At 41.1% G+C, this 14,504-nt stretch carries 7 protein-coding genes; 1 reads left to right on the top strand and 6 read right to left on the bottom strand.

Going from position 1 to position 14,504, the window contains the following annotated elements:
- Positions 1–41: 41 nt before the first annotated feature.
- The 6 genes from ABMY41_RS00425 to ABMY41_RS00400 all read right to left on the bottom strand — a co-directional run bounded on the left by ABMY41_RS00425 (position 42) and on the right by ABMY41_RS00400 (position 12,162).
- Positions 42–2,441, bottom strand: coding sequence for a glucan 1,4-alpha-glucosidase (locus ABMY41_RS00425; RefSeq protein ID WP_349273903.1), 2,400 nt, complete (start codon positions 2,439–2,441; stop codon positions 42–44).
- Positions 2,442–2,453: 12 nt separating this feature from the next.
- Entirely contained in the window at positions 2,454–3,938 is a 1,485-nt protein-coding gene (locus ABMY41_RS00420; RefSeq protein ID WP_349273902.1) for an MFS transporter, read from the bottom strand.
- Positions 3,931–5,808: an alpha-amylase family glycosyl hydrolase gene (locus ABMY41_RS00415; protein ID WP_349273901.1), complete on the bottom strand. Its 1,878-nt coding sequence runs from the start codon at positions 5,806–5,808 to the stop codon at positions 3,931–3,933. The genes ABMY41_RS00420 and ABMY41_RS00415 overlap by 8 nt, the downstream gene beginning before the upstream one ends.
- Positions 5,809–5,899: 91 nt before the next feature.
- The gene (locus tag ABMY41_RS00410; protein ID WP_349273900.1) at positions 5,900–7,750 is read right to left on the bottom strand and encodes a glycoside hydrolase family 13 protein; all 1,851 of its coding nucleotides are present in this window, start codon (positions 7,748–7,750) and stop codon (positions 5,900–5,902) included.
- A 2-nt stretch (positions 7,751–7,752) separates the two neighbouring features.
- Positions 7,753–9,249, bottom strand: coding sequence for a tryptophan halogenase family protein (locus tag ABMY41_RS00405; protein ID WP_175079549.1), 1,497 nt, complete (start codon positions 9,247–9,249; stop codon positions 7,753–7,755).
- 105 nt (positions 9,250–9,354) lie between these two features.
- On the bottom strand, positions 9,355–12,162 hold the full coding sequence (locus tag ABMY41_RS00400; RefSeq protein ID WP_289096488.1) for a TonB-dependent receptor: 2,808 nt from the start codon (positions 12,160–12,162) through the stop codon (positions 9,355–9,357).
- Between the two features lie 683 nt (positions 12,163–12,845).
- On the opposite strand from ABMY41_RS00400, the gene ABMY41_RS00395 reads away from it, so the two are divergent.
- Positions 12,846–14,471 carry an alpha-glucosidase family protein gene (locus ABMY41_RS00395; protein ID WP_289096487.1) on the top strand — a complete coding sequence of 542 codons (1,626 nt, stop codon included), beginning with the start codon at positions 12,846–12,848 and terminating at the stop codon, positions 14,469–14,471.
- Positions 14,472–14,504: the final 33 nt, after the last annotated feature.

The raw sequence follows: 14,504 nt of genomic DNA, 5'->3' as shown, positions 1-14,504 counted from the left end.
AGCAACATGCCCAATAAATATTGGGCATGTTAATTACGTTTTTACTTCAATGCTTCTTCAACAACTGGGTAATGATCCCACACATGTTTATCGCTCACTGAGCGGAGTAACTTAATGTATTCAGCATGAGTCCAAGCAAGTGGTGTGGCTGAGTTTGTACCCTCACCTAGCTGATAGCTTGCTTTATTGTTGCCTACGCCATCCCAAACTTGTTCAGGTAACATCATGCCTTCATTGGCAAATGCTTCCATACCTTTTACATAGGTGTCTTTAATCGCTTGTTGCTTCATCGCATCAAGGCTATTAATTGCGTTTGCAGCAGCAATTTCATAGTGACCACGCTCACCTGTGAAAAACGGCCATACACGACCACGTTGACCAGGGGTGTTGTTACCACCTTCAGCATAGTTGTTACCTGTCACTTCATCTTCACCGTAACCATCGTTACCATAGCGGCGGTAGCCTGGGAATGAACCTGAGCCATCAGCAAAATTAAAGGTGTAACGCACTTGTAGGTTATCAACTAAGGTTTCATCATCGTACTCTGGTAATGTTTTTACAATGCTTGGCGCAAGTGCATCACGAACACCATAACGTACAAGCTCTAAGAAACCACCATCAAGGATTTGCTTTTTATCAAAGCCTTCACGGCCATTATTGGCGTTAAGTGTGGTTGATGAGTTTGGATCTTTGTCTTGACCAATACGAATGAAATATTCACCATCGCTGTTTTTAGACTTAAGGTTACCTTGAGTCGTAAACATAGTGCTTTCAATTTCACTGTTGTAGGTTTTAGCCGTTGCTAAGTAACGCTCTGCATTTTTAGTGTCACCTGCTTTTTTAGCAATATCAGCAGCCGTCACTAGGCCTGCAACAACCGCTGCAGTTGTTGATGGAGAGAAACCATTTTGTTCTTCCCAACGCTCTTGTTGCGTTGCTGGCGGTGTGATTTGCGTGTCATTCCAAAGAATTTTCGCAAGGCCACCATCAACTAAGAAATCAGCAGCTGGTTTTAACATTTTGCCATACCAATCTGTCAGCTCTTGATCGCTAAGTACGCCAGCTTGATGTAGTTTCCACGCTAACATAATTGGCATTGCTGTTTGGTCAAGCTGAACACCTACCCACTCAAGCTCACCATCAACATGAGTCTTTTGTAAGAACCAACCCGTGTCACCACCATTGCCAGGTGTGTTATCTGTTACTTGTACTTTTTCTAAATATTCAAACGCCGTTTTTGCGGTACGTGTATCACCCATGGCCATAAATGCCATTGCTACTTGATAGAAATCACGTACCCAAACCGCTTTATAACCGGTAGAACCTGTTTTGGCTGATACTGTTTCACCCCAAGGGTTAGAAAGTGACGCAATTAAAGCACCAGCATGAGTTTTATCTTCTTGCGCTTTTAACACCATGGCGCTGGTATAAAGCAACTTACCATTATCTGCGGTGCTGTTAGTTAATGTGCTCAAAGGCTCAAGGCTTGCTAAGTAGTCTTGCCAACCAATTGCAACACCTTCACCGTTATATGCAGCAAGTACTTTTTGGTAGCCTTGATTTAAACTTGCTTGACCTTCTTTTAAGCTTGCAGCTTCAGAGTTACCAAAGCTTAAAGCTAAATCAAAGGTGGTGTTTTTTGATACTTCACCAAGCTCTGCAAGTAAGCTTACATTACCCGACTTATCACCAGTATTTTGGTAAGTCGTTGAGAGTGATTGCGATGTTTTTAACTCTTTTAAGCCATCACTTACACCCGTAAAGCCAACGCTTGCTTGCTTAAATGGTTTAGCGGCTTGTAAAGATAAAAAGCTATCATCTTGCCAAGCAACTAGACCCTTATCAGTTACTTTTGCAAAATCGTCTAAACCGTTGTTATCAATGTAAGGGTTTACATTAACGTAGGCTTTCACACCTTCAAGATCGGTATTAAATACGCTACGAACAAACAATGTTTGGCCGTTTGGATCTGTAAAGATATGTTTTTCTAAAGTAAAACGACCTTGTTTATCTTTACTAACGACTTTATAAGCAAGCGATAATGGGCGACCCGCATCGTCTTTGTATAAATAATCAATGCTTACATCGAGATCATCGTTCTCTGTAACGGTAAAGTCTTTACCAACTACAACAAACTGCATATCTTTGATTTGTGCTTGGTGAATTAAACCAAACATGGTTTCTGTGATCATGCCTTTAGCGATTGAAAACCAGACTTTTGATACTTTGCCAGTAGCAGCTGCATCGCTGTAGTGGCCGTCTTGGTATTGCTCGTAAGAGGTACCAATCCCCGTTTTACCTGAGTATGCCCAAAAAGGCTCAACACCCGGTGCTCCTGGTGCAGACACCTGCTCAACTGCTGTATTAGCTGATTGTTCTGAACTACAAGCTGTTAAACCTAACGCTAACAAGCTTGCTGTAATGAGATTAAATTTTTTCATGGTGTGTCCTTATTATTGTTGCTTAACGCGCAGTACAGCGACCGCTGCTAGTACGAATGACACTGCACCTAGCACTAACGCATAAATCGGTTGATTATCAAAAAAGTGACGTAAAATTAGGCCTAATACGCTTGCCGCTAAAAGCTGCGGAATAACAATAAAGAAGTTAAAAATACCCATGTACACACCCATTTTTTTACTTGGTACTGAGGTACTTAACATTGCGTATGGTAAAGATAGAATTGACGCCCAAGCAAACCCTACTCCAATCATTGGCCAGATCAGTAAACTTGGATCTTTGATAATAATGAAGCTGACCAGACCCAATGCACCTAGCACTAGGTTGATAGCGTGAGCCATTTTTAGCCCTACTTTTTTAACGATAACCGGAATACACAGTGCTGCAATGGCAGCAAAACCATTGTAAGCGGCAAATAATACACCAACCCAATCCGCACCGTTATTGTAAGCAAGAGAGCTTGTATCACTGCTGCCGTAGTGGAAGCTAGTTACTGCCGATGTGGTGTAAATCCACATTGCAAACAATGAGAACCAGCTAAAAAATTGTACCCAAGCCAATTGTTTCATCGTTTCTGGCATAGTGAATACATCATTCACAACTTGATAAAAGCCACCACTGGTTGCGTTTTTAGCCTTTAAAGCACCAGCAATAAATTGAATAACACCAAAGCTAATCAAACCACCAGCAAGTAAATAAAGCTCTTTTTCAAGCGATAGACCCGTAACAATACCAAGTACCACAAGGCCAAGAACCGTAAATATTGCAGCGCCTTTGTTAAAGTTTACATCACTTTGAACATCGCTCGAATCATCGCTTTGGTCTTGTTCATGAAAGCTTTCAAGTTCTTCTGGTGAATATTCTTTAGTAGTAAAGACAGTCCAAAACACAGCAATAATTAATACTACTGCGCCAAAGTAAAACGAGAATTTTACAGAATCTGGAATTTGCCCTGCAGGTGCAGTATTAGCAATATCGAACCAGTTAGTCATCATCCAAGGTAATGCAGACGCGACAACCGCACCAACACCAATGAAGAAGCTTTGCATTGCATAACCAGTTGCACGTTGCTTTTTCGGTAAGTTATCACTGACAAGAGCACGGAATGGCTCCATAGTTACGTTAATTGACGCATCCATGATCCATAACATACCCGCCGCAATCCACAGGCTTGGTGAGTTAGGCATAATGAATAACGATAACGTTGTTAAAATAGCCCCATAGAAAAAGAAAGGACGACGACGGCCTAACTTATTCCATGTTTTATCACTCCAATAACCGATGATCGGCTGAACAATAAGGCCTGTTAATGGTGCTGCAACCCAAAGAATTGGAATATCATCAACATTGGCACCTAAGGTTTGAAAAATACGGCTTACATTACCGTTCTGTAATGCAAAGCCAAATTGGATTCCAAGGAATCCAAAACACATATTCCATATTTGCCAAAAGCTTAGCGTTGGTTTGTTATTATTCATAGTCAGCCTTTAAGGTAAATACTGCACTGCTTAAGCCGTTCAGTTGTAATTGAATTGGCGCCTCAGTAGATGCCTCAGGAATCACAATGTCGGCATGATTTTCTAGGCTATCAGTTAACGTTAAACCACTGTGGTTAAGCTTAGGTAACAACGTTTGGTTAAGAGTAAGCTCAACATTTTGTGGGTTTTCTGAAAAGTTACTTACTACAAGCACCAGTTGTTGACCTAGCTTACGCGTAAAGGCAATCACTTGCTCTGAGCCTGTCAATTCAACCGCTTGCATGTCACCACCAACAATGGCAGGAAGTGTATTTAACGACATCAACTTGGTGTAGTAAGCGCGAAGATCAGCTTGCTGCTTTGAAAGCGCACCGCCATCGAATTTACCATTATTCATCCATGCTTGATGCGCAGGTACACCCATATAATCGAAAATGCTGGTACGCGTTGGATCGCCAAAACCACCGTCCTCAGAGCCATCTTCACCGACAGCTTGACCAAAATAAAGTAAGGTTGGCGAGCGCGACATCAATGTAGATACCACCATCGCTGGCTTACCTTTTTCACTACTACCAGCGAAATCTGGCCTAGCAATACGTTGCTCATCATGGTTTTCTAAAAAGTGCAGCATATGCTCTTCAATATCCGCCACTTGGCTTTGGATATCGAAAATAGTATCCGCTGATTGCTTGCCTTGCATCACAGCTTTAACCGTGTCGTAAAAACCGACTTTGTCGTAAAGGTAATCCATCTTACCTTGTTGGATATATGGGCGGTAAAGCGTTGGGTTATATACTTCTGCTAGGATAAAGGCATCGCTTTTTTGCATCTTGATTGATGAGTTCAAAAAGCTCCAGAACTCAACAGGCACCATCTCTGCCATATCATAACGGAAACCATCAACACCTTTATCTAGCCAATAAAGCGCGATATCGCGGAATTTATACCAGCTATTTGGTAGATCTTTATCTTGCCAAAATGCATAGTGTTCACGGTAATCTTTATCTGCGTAATCAGCGGGTAGCGTCGGGAAGTCGTAGCTGCCATCTGGTTTCACACCGTAATTGATTTTAACGGTTTCGTACCAATCATTAATGTCAGGTTTAGCGGCACGGGCCCCATTACCTGTCCATTTAGCTGGGGTTTCGGCAAATTGATTATCTGCAAGAGGATGCGGGTTACCACCTAAGACTTGGTAGCTATCGCTGGTAGGAACTTGAAATGACTGCCCTGTTACATAGTAAAAGTTATTATCGCGAGCATAGGTTTTCGTCGTGTCATCTTCAGCACCAAAATCCTTTACACCTTCAGGCTTGGCGACTGACTCGTAATTACGCGCTACGTGGTTTGGCACAATATCAATAACAACTTTCATACCGTGCTCATGAGTACGATTGATTAGCTCTACAAACTCTTCTAAGCGGCGCTCAGGGTTAATTGCTAAATCAGGATTAACATCGTAATAGTCTTTCACTGCATAAGGTGAGCCTGCACGGCCTTTTACAACATCAGGGTCATCTTGTGATAAACCGTATTCGGTATAGTCAGTTACTAAAGCATGACGCGGTACACCAGTGTACCAAACATGTGTTGTTCCTAGCTCTTTAATGCCTTGTAATGCTGCATCATTAAAATCAGCGAATTTACCTACCCCATTTTCTTCTAATGTGCCCCACGGTTTATTGGTGGTGTTAGTGTTACCAAATAATCGAGTGAATACTTGGTAAACCACAGGCTTAGAGATAGCTGCTTGGCTAGATTCTGATTGTTGCTGTTGCGTGTTCTGCTGTACTGGCGCATCGTTACCACAGGCAGTTAAACCTAAAACCGAAGCCACTACTAACGCAGTTAGTTTGTATGTTGTCATCATTACTTCATTTTTCTGTAAATATCAGTTCATACTAATGTTAAGGGCTGCATACGGACAGTAAATGCATACGTATTCAGCCTATTAGTTGCAATTATTCAAGCTCGATTAAGCGTGCTTGCATAGCTTTTAAGCGGATTGGCGCTGCAAGATCAACGCGTTTTTCACTGATTAAATCGCGTCCTTTATTATTGCCTTTCAGCACTTCTTGCATGTAGTTTAAATCCCAATCAATGGCTTGTTGGTTTTTGTTAAGAACAACCAATACAGTTTGGCCATTGTGCTCCCTCACATAGCTGTAAACGCCTTGCTTGGGTGAAAAATGCATTAAACGACCTTCGCTTAACGCTGGTTTTTCTTGACGCAGCTTAAGCAGTTTTTTCATGCTAGCTAACATCTCTTGCTGATCAGCTGAAAGCCCCTTACCTGTGAAGGCATTCGCTTTTTGACCTTTAAACCCACCAGGGAAGTCAATACGAATATCACCGTGGTCATTGCTTGGCGTGTTATCGAGCAGCAGCTCAGTGCCGTAGTAAATTTGTGGAATACCACGAGTTGTTAACAGCAGCGTCATGGCTAATTTAGTTTTTGCGAGGTCTTGACCTAGCTCAGTGTAAACACGGCTCATGTCATGGTTATCTGCAAACACTAAAATGTTATCTGTATCAGCATATAAAAAGTCATTAGCCAGCGATTGATATACTTTTACCCAACCTGTATTCCAGCTTTCTTCTTCGTTAAGTGCTTGGATTAAGGCTTCTTGTAATGAAAAGTCCATCACACTTGGTAAATCAGAGGTATAACCATCTTGATTGACTTTGCCGCGTTGCCAATAAGATGCAATAGCCGGGTTGGTTGTCCACTCTTCGCCAACAATATTAAAGTTTGGATACTCGGTCATAATCGCTTTAGTCCAATTGGCTAAAAATGCTTTATCTGAGTATGAATAGGTATCAACACGAATGCCGCTTAAGTTGGCGTATTCAATCCACCAAATGGCATTTTGAATCAAATACGTTGATAGTAACGGCTGGCGCTGATTTAGATCAGGCATAGACTCAACAAACCAACCATCGTTAAATTGACGTTTGTCGTATTGGCTTGCGTGAGGGTCTTGGATTGTTTGTCTGGCGTGACTGGTTGCATTTTTACCGTTTTCAAACTTACCATCAAAGTTAACCCAATCAGCAGTAGGCATATCAGCCATCCACTGATGTGATGAACCAAAGTGATTAAGTACCATGTCCATCACTAAGCCGATACCATGCTCTTTCGCTTCTGCAGATAAGGTTTTATAAAGCGCATTACTACCCATGCGCGGATCAACTTTGTAAAAGTCAGTAATAGCATAACCATGATAAGAATAACTTGGCATGTCATTTTCAAGCACAGGTGTTAACCAAAGTTGAGTCACACCGAGGTCCTCAAGATAATCTAGGCTATTAATAACACCTTGAATATCACCACCATGTCGACCTCCTTTAAAACTTGGGTTTGCAGCCTCCTTCATACCAGCAACGGTGTCATTGTTTGGGTCACCATTTACAAAGCGATCAGGATTGATTAAATAAAGCGTATCTTTATTTGTAAAGCCATGACGATTGGCACTTTGCTTATCACGGGTATTTAATGGGTAAGTAAATTCTGTGCCATCTTCAGCTTTAAAAGTCAGTGTACCCGCCTTTGCATTATCGCTAATGGTTAAATCTAAAAACGCGTAATTAGGGTTATTCGTTGTTGTCACCCCTTTAAACTCAACGCCTTTGTAAGGCTTCATTTGCCAGGTTTTGTTAGCAATATTGTTATCGTAAAGCATTACTTGTAATGAGTCATTTTGCATCCCTACCCACCAGTTTTCTGGTGATACAGTAATAGCAAAACTTGCTGTTGAGTTAAAAAGTGTAAATGCAGTCGTTAGCGCTAAAAATGATTGTGTTTTTTTCATAATTAATTTTGTACTTTTTCTAAGAATTGACTGTGGCTCGGCAGCTGCTCGACAGTGCTGTTAATCAAGGTTTTTAAATTGCTAAATAACTCATTTAATTGCTCATCTGATAACGCATCAGTTAATGGATGGTGATCCTCTGCAATTAGCCCTTGGCCTATCATCACTTGCTGCCACGCAACTTCGGCGAATAGCTCATCGTCTTCTCTAATGAGTTTGCCACTGGTTTTAAATAGCTCAATTTTCTTTTTAAGACTGCTTGGAATATCCATGCCTTTACAAAAACGCCAAAACGCACTGTCATCACGCTCAGTAATCTTGTAATGAAGAATAATAAAGTCACGAATTCGCTCAAATTCTGTTTTACTTTGTTGATTAAATTCATCCACAAGGCTTTGTTTAATACCTTGATGAGGAAAAAACTTAATTAAACGAATAGCTGCACTTTGAATTAAATGAATACTGGTCGATTCTAATGGCTCTAAAAATCCGCTTGATAAGCCAACTGATACTACATTTTTATGCCACTGTTTTAAGCGACGACCTGTTTTAAACTTAATAACGCGGGGTTCTGTCAGAGGTTTAGCAGGTAGGTTTTCTAAGAGCTGTTGCTTTGCCGCTTCATCTGATAAGAAACGAGAAGAATACACAAGTCCGTTGCCTACACGGTGCTGTAATGGAATTTGCCACTGCCAACCCGAGTCTCTTGCAATTGAACGTGTATAAGGAATTGCATCAGAAGCTGATTCACTTTGCACCGCAATCGCACTATCACATGGTAACCAATGTGACCAATCTTCAAAGCCGGTATTAAGAGTTTGTTCTATCAATAAAGCACGTAAACCGGTGCAATCAATAAATAAGTCGCCGTCTATTTGCTCGCCACTTTTAAGTAGCAAAGAGCGAATATACCCGCTTTCATGGCATTGGTTAACCGATTCAATTTTGCCTTCAATGCGTTTTACGCCCCTTGATTGCGCTAATTCCTTTAAGAATTCGCCATATCGAGTGGCATCAAAATGGTAGGCATAATGTAAGCCCGCCAATTGAGTGTTAGGAATGTGTTTGAGGTGAGCAAATTTATGCGCTTTTGCAGCTTGATAATTAAGTGAAAAATCCCAAAAATCAGACGCATTATTAGCTTGATTTGCTTTTAGCCAAAAATGATAAAACTCACAAAACGGAAAATCTTTACCTATCTCACCAAAGGCATGCATATAGCTGTGGTCTTGGCTGCGCCAATTTTCAAACTCAATACCAAGCTTTATCGTGGCACCAGTAGCCTTAATAAATTCTTTTTCAGAAATGCCTAGCGCACCATTTAGATGCAAAATAGGTGGGATGCTTGCTTCGCCTACACCAACAGTGCCAATCTCTGCTGACTCTACCAGCGTGATATCAATTACTTTGCCCAGCACTTTATTAAGTAATGCAGCGGTTATCCAACCTGCAGTACCACCACCGGCAATCACGACCTTGGTTATTTTTTTTGTTTCCATAGTACACCTACCGCCAATTTCAATTCATTGAGTGTAGCTCACTGATATAAAAAAGCCCTTGTAAAACAAATCACAAGGGCAATTTTCTATCGCTGTTTTAGCTAATTACAGCTTGTAGCTGAAGCCTAACAGGAATGTACGACCGTAGTCTTGGTAGTCACGTACTTGAAGTGAGTTATCACCTTGTAGTGACGTGAACGGCTCTTCTGTGATGTTCTGTACTTGGAATGTTACAGATAAACCATCAAGGCTCTCTACACCGCCTTCGCTAAAGTCATAACCAATTTGTGCATCCCAAATTGTTTCGCCTTTAATGTCAACCTGTTGTGTCGCAAAGCCTGGGCCATAAACGTCCCCCTTAAAGTCGCTACGCTTACGCATGCTAGTACGCGCTTGGAAACCGTTTCGCTCAAAGTAAACTGTTAAGCTATCAATTTGGTCAGATAAACCTGGTAGCTCAAAATCATTCCCCTTTTGGTCTTTGATATCTTGCTCAACACCCGTGTGACTCATAATTACACCAAAGCCATCAAGCGAATCGCTAAACATGGTAAATGGCAATGTTAATGAAAGCTCGTAACCCCAAAGGTCACCACCGCCACCATTTACTTTACCTGAACCTGTACCCGTTGAATACTCAGGAATTTCACCAGTAGACGGATTAGCAACACCGCTCATATCAACTTCATATATTCCGTCGAAAATCCACTCACTTATATCTTTATAGAATAGTGCTGCAGCGAAGTAACCTTCTTCATGGAAGTAGTTTTCGTAGCTTAAATCAAAACCCGTTGCTTCTTTAGGTTCAAGATTAGGGTTACCACCTGACACATTCCAATAATTTCCGTTTTCATCAGGCTGTTGACCATATGTGGCACTGATTGAAGCATTCATTTCATCCAAGCGTGCACGAGAAATTGTTTTCGCCGCACCAAAACGTACCGTTTGTTCTTCATCAATGGCAAATGATAAATTAATACTTGGTAAGAAGTGGCTGTAATCATGAGATATATCCGTAGGTGATACCACCACTATATGATCTACTGTATCCGCAGCAAAACCTTGTGAAGATTGTTTGGTTTTCACATAACGCACACCAACGTTACCTGTTACAGGGATAGAGCCCAGCTCTGCATTAATGTCAGCTTGCACGAAAAATGCAGTTACTTCCTCTTGTACTGTCCAAGAGCGCGTTAGGTGTTTAGAGTCATTCAAGCTTTCACGAAGCAAGTCATAATAACCATCTTTCACTAGTCCGTTAGTATCATAGGCAATCATGTCACCCATCCCAATAAAGTCCAGACTAGTAGAGCCCAATCGATACTCTTCAGGAACAGCCTTCATACCTGGGTTATCTAAAGAAAAGTCTGATAATGTCATGAAGTAACCTTCAGACAACTTACTCTTTTCACGGTCACGGTAAGACATACCAAATGACACACGGCTAATATATTCATTATCAAGTACTTTGCTTGCCGCAAGCTTTAATGTATTTAACTCATCGTTAATTTCAGGCGCATTGATAAAACCGTCTTGAGCTTGGTGCATATAGCCAGAAATATCATCTCCTATTTCATTCACCAAACCATACTTGTAATTAAGCGGAAAGCTTTCACCCCAAGATAACGGACTACCCAGTTGAATTAAATCATAATCACTGTAATCAAGGTTGTGGCTAAACTGTGCCCCTGTGTTACCACCGTCAAATTCATAACCAATCGTATCAGCAACACCTCTATCGTTACCACGACCTGTACCTGAGTAGCTTTCGATACTCCAGATTTGACGCTCAACTTCAGAGCGGCTTACGTCAAATTCTACTGACCAATCATCGCTGATGTCGTATTTTGCATTAAAACCAAACTGAGTTAGTTCTGCGTTACGCTCTTCGTAGTCATTACGAACAACTACACGTTGGCCTTCAGTTACTGCGCTTGTAATGAAACCAGAATCTGCGTCAACAACAGCTGAACTTGGGTCAATTGAACCTTGGCCCCATGCAAATGGCACTTCGATACCACGTAAAATTTTCTCATCAGAGAAATCTACATATAAAGCATCAAATGTCATGTTTAGGCGTTCAGTCGGAGCAGCTTCAATAACAAGCATTGCTGTATCACGTTCAAGAGTCGATGAACGTACGAATGGCTTAGCACCACCTAAAATTGAGTACGTATTACCATCTTCACCTGTAAATTCAGGGTAACCCCAAGAGTTCCAACGTTTTTCTTGGTTTGGAGAGCTCATCGTGTTGTAAGCAAATGCAACACCGATTGTGTCATCAGCAAATTGGTCAATGTAAGATACCGTGCCGCGGAAACCTTGGTCATCACCGTCTGGGTTTAATTTATCAAAACCCGTTTGCTCGTATTGGCCGTTGAACATGATAACTTGCTCACCTTTACTTAAAGGTTTAACAGTTTGCATGTCGATAACGCCAGCAATACCCTCTGCTTCAATACCTGCGCTTGGTGTTTTGTATACCGTTACGCCACTCATAATTTCTGATGGGTAAAGGTCAAATTCAACGCCACGGTTGTCGCCGATTGAAACTTGCTCACGACCGTTGAATGTTGTTGCACTTTCGTTTTCACTGAAACCACGAACACTTACACGGCTAGCTCGACCGTCTAGACGTTGTGCTGTTAAACCAGGAAGGCGCGCGATTGATTCTGCGATTGATGAGTCAGGTAATTTACCGATATCTTCTGCTGAGATTGACTCAACAACTTCAGGAGTGAAGCGTTTAGTATTAATAGATTCTACAACACTGCCACGAAAACCTTTTACTTCGATAACTTCAACGTTATCGTTTTTTGCTTTTTGGTCTTCTTCTGCAGCATAAGCTACAAAGCTATTTAAACCTGCGGCTGTTAAAGCCAGAGTTAATATACTTGGTTTGAACATAGACATGATGTTTTCCCATTACCCAAATTTTAATGCCAACGTGTTGCAGTTATTCATTAACATAATAGCTGTAATTCGCTGACTGATTTTGTTGTCGAATTGAATATTAACGCTCTGATTATTTTCTTAACAAATTTATGCATACGTATTCAGCGTAGTCCACCATCACGAACATTAACAATATTTTTACAAAATAGAGTTGTAACCATATGAATATAAATGATTTATCAATTTTATTGTGTGATTTAATAGTATTGAAACATTTTCGCTATATTTTTGCCCCTAATTTGGTTACGCAAATAGGTACTAAGCCATTTATCTCGCTTAAACGGTGACTTAACGCAATTATTAAAGCTACTAGTCTATACCAATGATAATTGGTCTTACCAATATAAACCCTGTACCATTATGGTGTAAGCCAGCTATATTATGCACCAAGCTGGCGTTCGCGATCATAATTAAAACCCAGCAAACCTAATTGGTAAATTTTATTGATAGAAATTCGAGTTGTTTACTTTTAAATCAAGTTAATAAATTTTACTAAGAACAAAGATGAATTTGGCGTGCATACGTATGCAGAGTTTTTACAGTATCTCACCCTTCACGTATGCTTTTGACATTCCGGCAACATATTGCATTAACGGTTGCCTAACAGTTTACATACACTGAGTGTCACGATGGAGAAAAACATGGCTCAAAAGCAGTGGTATAAAGGTGCGGTTATTTATCAAGTTTACCCGCGCAGTTTCCAAGACACCAATGGCGATGGCATTGGTGATATCAAAGGTATCATTGATCGTATTGATTATATTAAAAGCCTAGGTGTTGATGCTATTTGGGTTTCGCCTTTCTTTAAATCACCAATGAAAGACTTTGGTTATGACATCAGTGACTATCGTGATATCGACCCATTGTTTGGTAACCTTGACGATTTTGATGAACTCATTGCGCAAGCACACCAACGTGATATTAAGATCATTATTGATCAGGTATTGAGCCATACCTCAGATCAACATCAATGGTTTCTTGATAGCCGTGAAGATAAAACTAACGACAAATCAGATTGGTACGTGTGGGCTGATGCAAAGCCTGATGGCACACAACCAAATAACTGGTTATCAATTTTTGGTGGCCCTGCATGGCAATGGGAACCGCGTCGTGGTCAATATTACTTACATAACTTCTTTGCTGAGCAGCCTGATTTAAACTTCCATAACCCTGAAGTTCGTAAAGCAGTATTAGATAATGTTGAATTTTGGCTTAAGAAAGGCGTTGATGGCTTCCGTTTAGATGCAATCAACTTTTGCTATCACGATGCTCAATTACGTGATAATCCGGCTAAGCCACCAGAGAAACGTCAAGGTCGAGGCTTTAGCGAAGACAACCCTTATGCGTTCCAGTATCACTACTACAATAATACGCAACCTGAGAACCTTAGTTTTATGCAGGACATTCGTGCCCTACTAAACAAGTACCCTGGTACAGTTGCATTAGGCGAAATCTCATCTGAAGATTCACTGGCAACCATGGCAGAGTACACATCAGGTGGTGACAAACTTCATATGGGTTATAGCTTTGAGTTACTTACTAACGACTATAGCGCGGAATATATTCGTACCACAGTTAGCACTTTAGAGAAGCGTATGACTGAAGGCTGGCCATGTTGGGCATTTAGCAACCACGACGTTGAACGTGTTGCTAGCCGCTGGAGTCAAGGTGAAGAAATTGAGCCTCAGCAATGTAAGATGCTAACAGCCCTACTTGCTTCATTACGTGGTAGTGTATGTATGTACCAAGGTGAAGAGCTTGGTTTAGGTGAGGCAGAAGTCGCATTTGAAGACTTACAAGACCCATATGGCATTACATTCTGGCCAAACTTTAAAGGCCGTGACGGTTGTCGTACACCAATGCCATGGGATGCAGCAGATGCTGAGCAAGCAGGCTTCTCAACAGTAAAACCTTGGCTACCTGTGGGCGATGCGCACAAATCTGTTGCGGTAAATACGCAAGATCAAGATAAAGATTCAATTTTGAATGCTTACCGTGAATTTATGGCATGGCGTAAAGATAAGAACGTATTGTTAGAAGGCGATATTGAATTTATCGAAACGCAAGAGCCAGTGCTTGCTTTTTATAGAACGCTTAACGACACTAAAATGCTTTGTGCATTCAACTTAGGTGCACAAAGTAGTGAACTGACAATCTCTGATACTGTGTCTTCACAGCATACTGAGATCTCTCATCACACAGCTGAATTAAACAATAATACAGTCACTCTGCCCGGGTTCGGTTGCTTTTACGCAACCCTGAATTAATAATCAGTTGTTAAAAACCAAGCTCTGCAATTG

Origin of the sequence: Pseudoalteromonas sp. BZA4, from assembly GCF_040104395.1 — a bacterium.
Taxonomy (GTDB): domain Bacteria; phylum Pseudomonadota; class Gammaproteobacteria; order Enterobacterales; family Alteromonadaceae; genus Pseudoalteromonas.
Note: the sequence above shows the minus strand (reverse complement) of the source record. Positions and strands in the feature narration are given on the sequence as shown.

Bases quoted from the DNA above. Each gene is read 5' to 3' on its own strand.
- ABMY41_RS00400 (WP_289096488.1), bottom strand. From the start codon at position 12,162: ATGTCTATGTTCAAACCAAGTATATTAACTCTGGCTTTAACAGCCGCA.
- ABMY41_RS00395 (WP_289096487.1), top strand. From the start codon at position 12,846: ATGGCTCAAAAGCAGTGGTATAAAGGTGCGGTTATTTATCAAGTTTAC.
- ABMY41_RS00415 (WP_349273901.1), bottom strand. From the start codon at position 5,808: ATGATGACAACATACAAACTAACTGCGTTAGTAGTGGCTTCGGTTTTA.
- ABMY41_RS00420 (WP_349273902.1), bottom strand. From the start codon at position 3,938: ATGAATAATAACAAACCAACGCTAAGCTTTTGGCAAATATGGAATATG.
- ABMY41_RS00425 (WP_349273903.1), bottom strand. From the start codon at position 2,441: ATGAAAAAATTTAATCTCATTACAGCAAGCTTGTTAGCGTTAGGTTTA.
- ABMY41_RS00410 (WP_349273900.1), bottom strand. From the start codon at position 7,750: ATGAAAAAAACACAATCATTTTTAGCGCTAACGACTGCATTTACACTT.
- ABMY41_RS00405 (WP_175079549.1), bottom strand. From the start codon at position 9,249: ATGGAAACAAAAAAAATAACCAAGGTCGTGATTGCCGGTGGTGGTACT.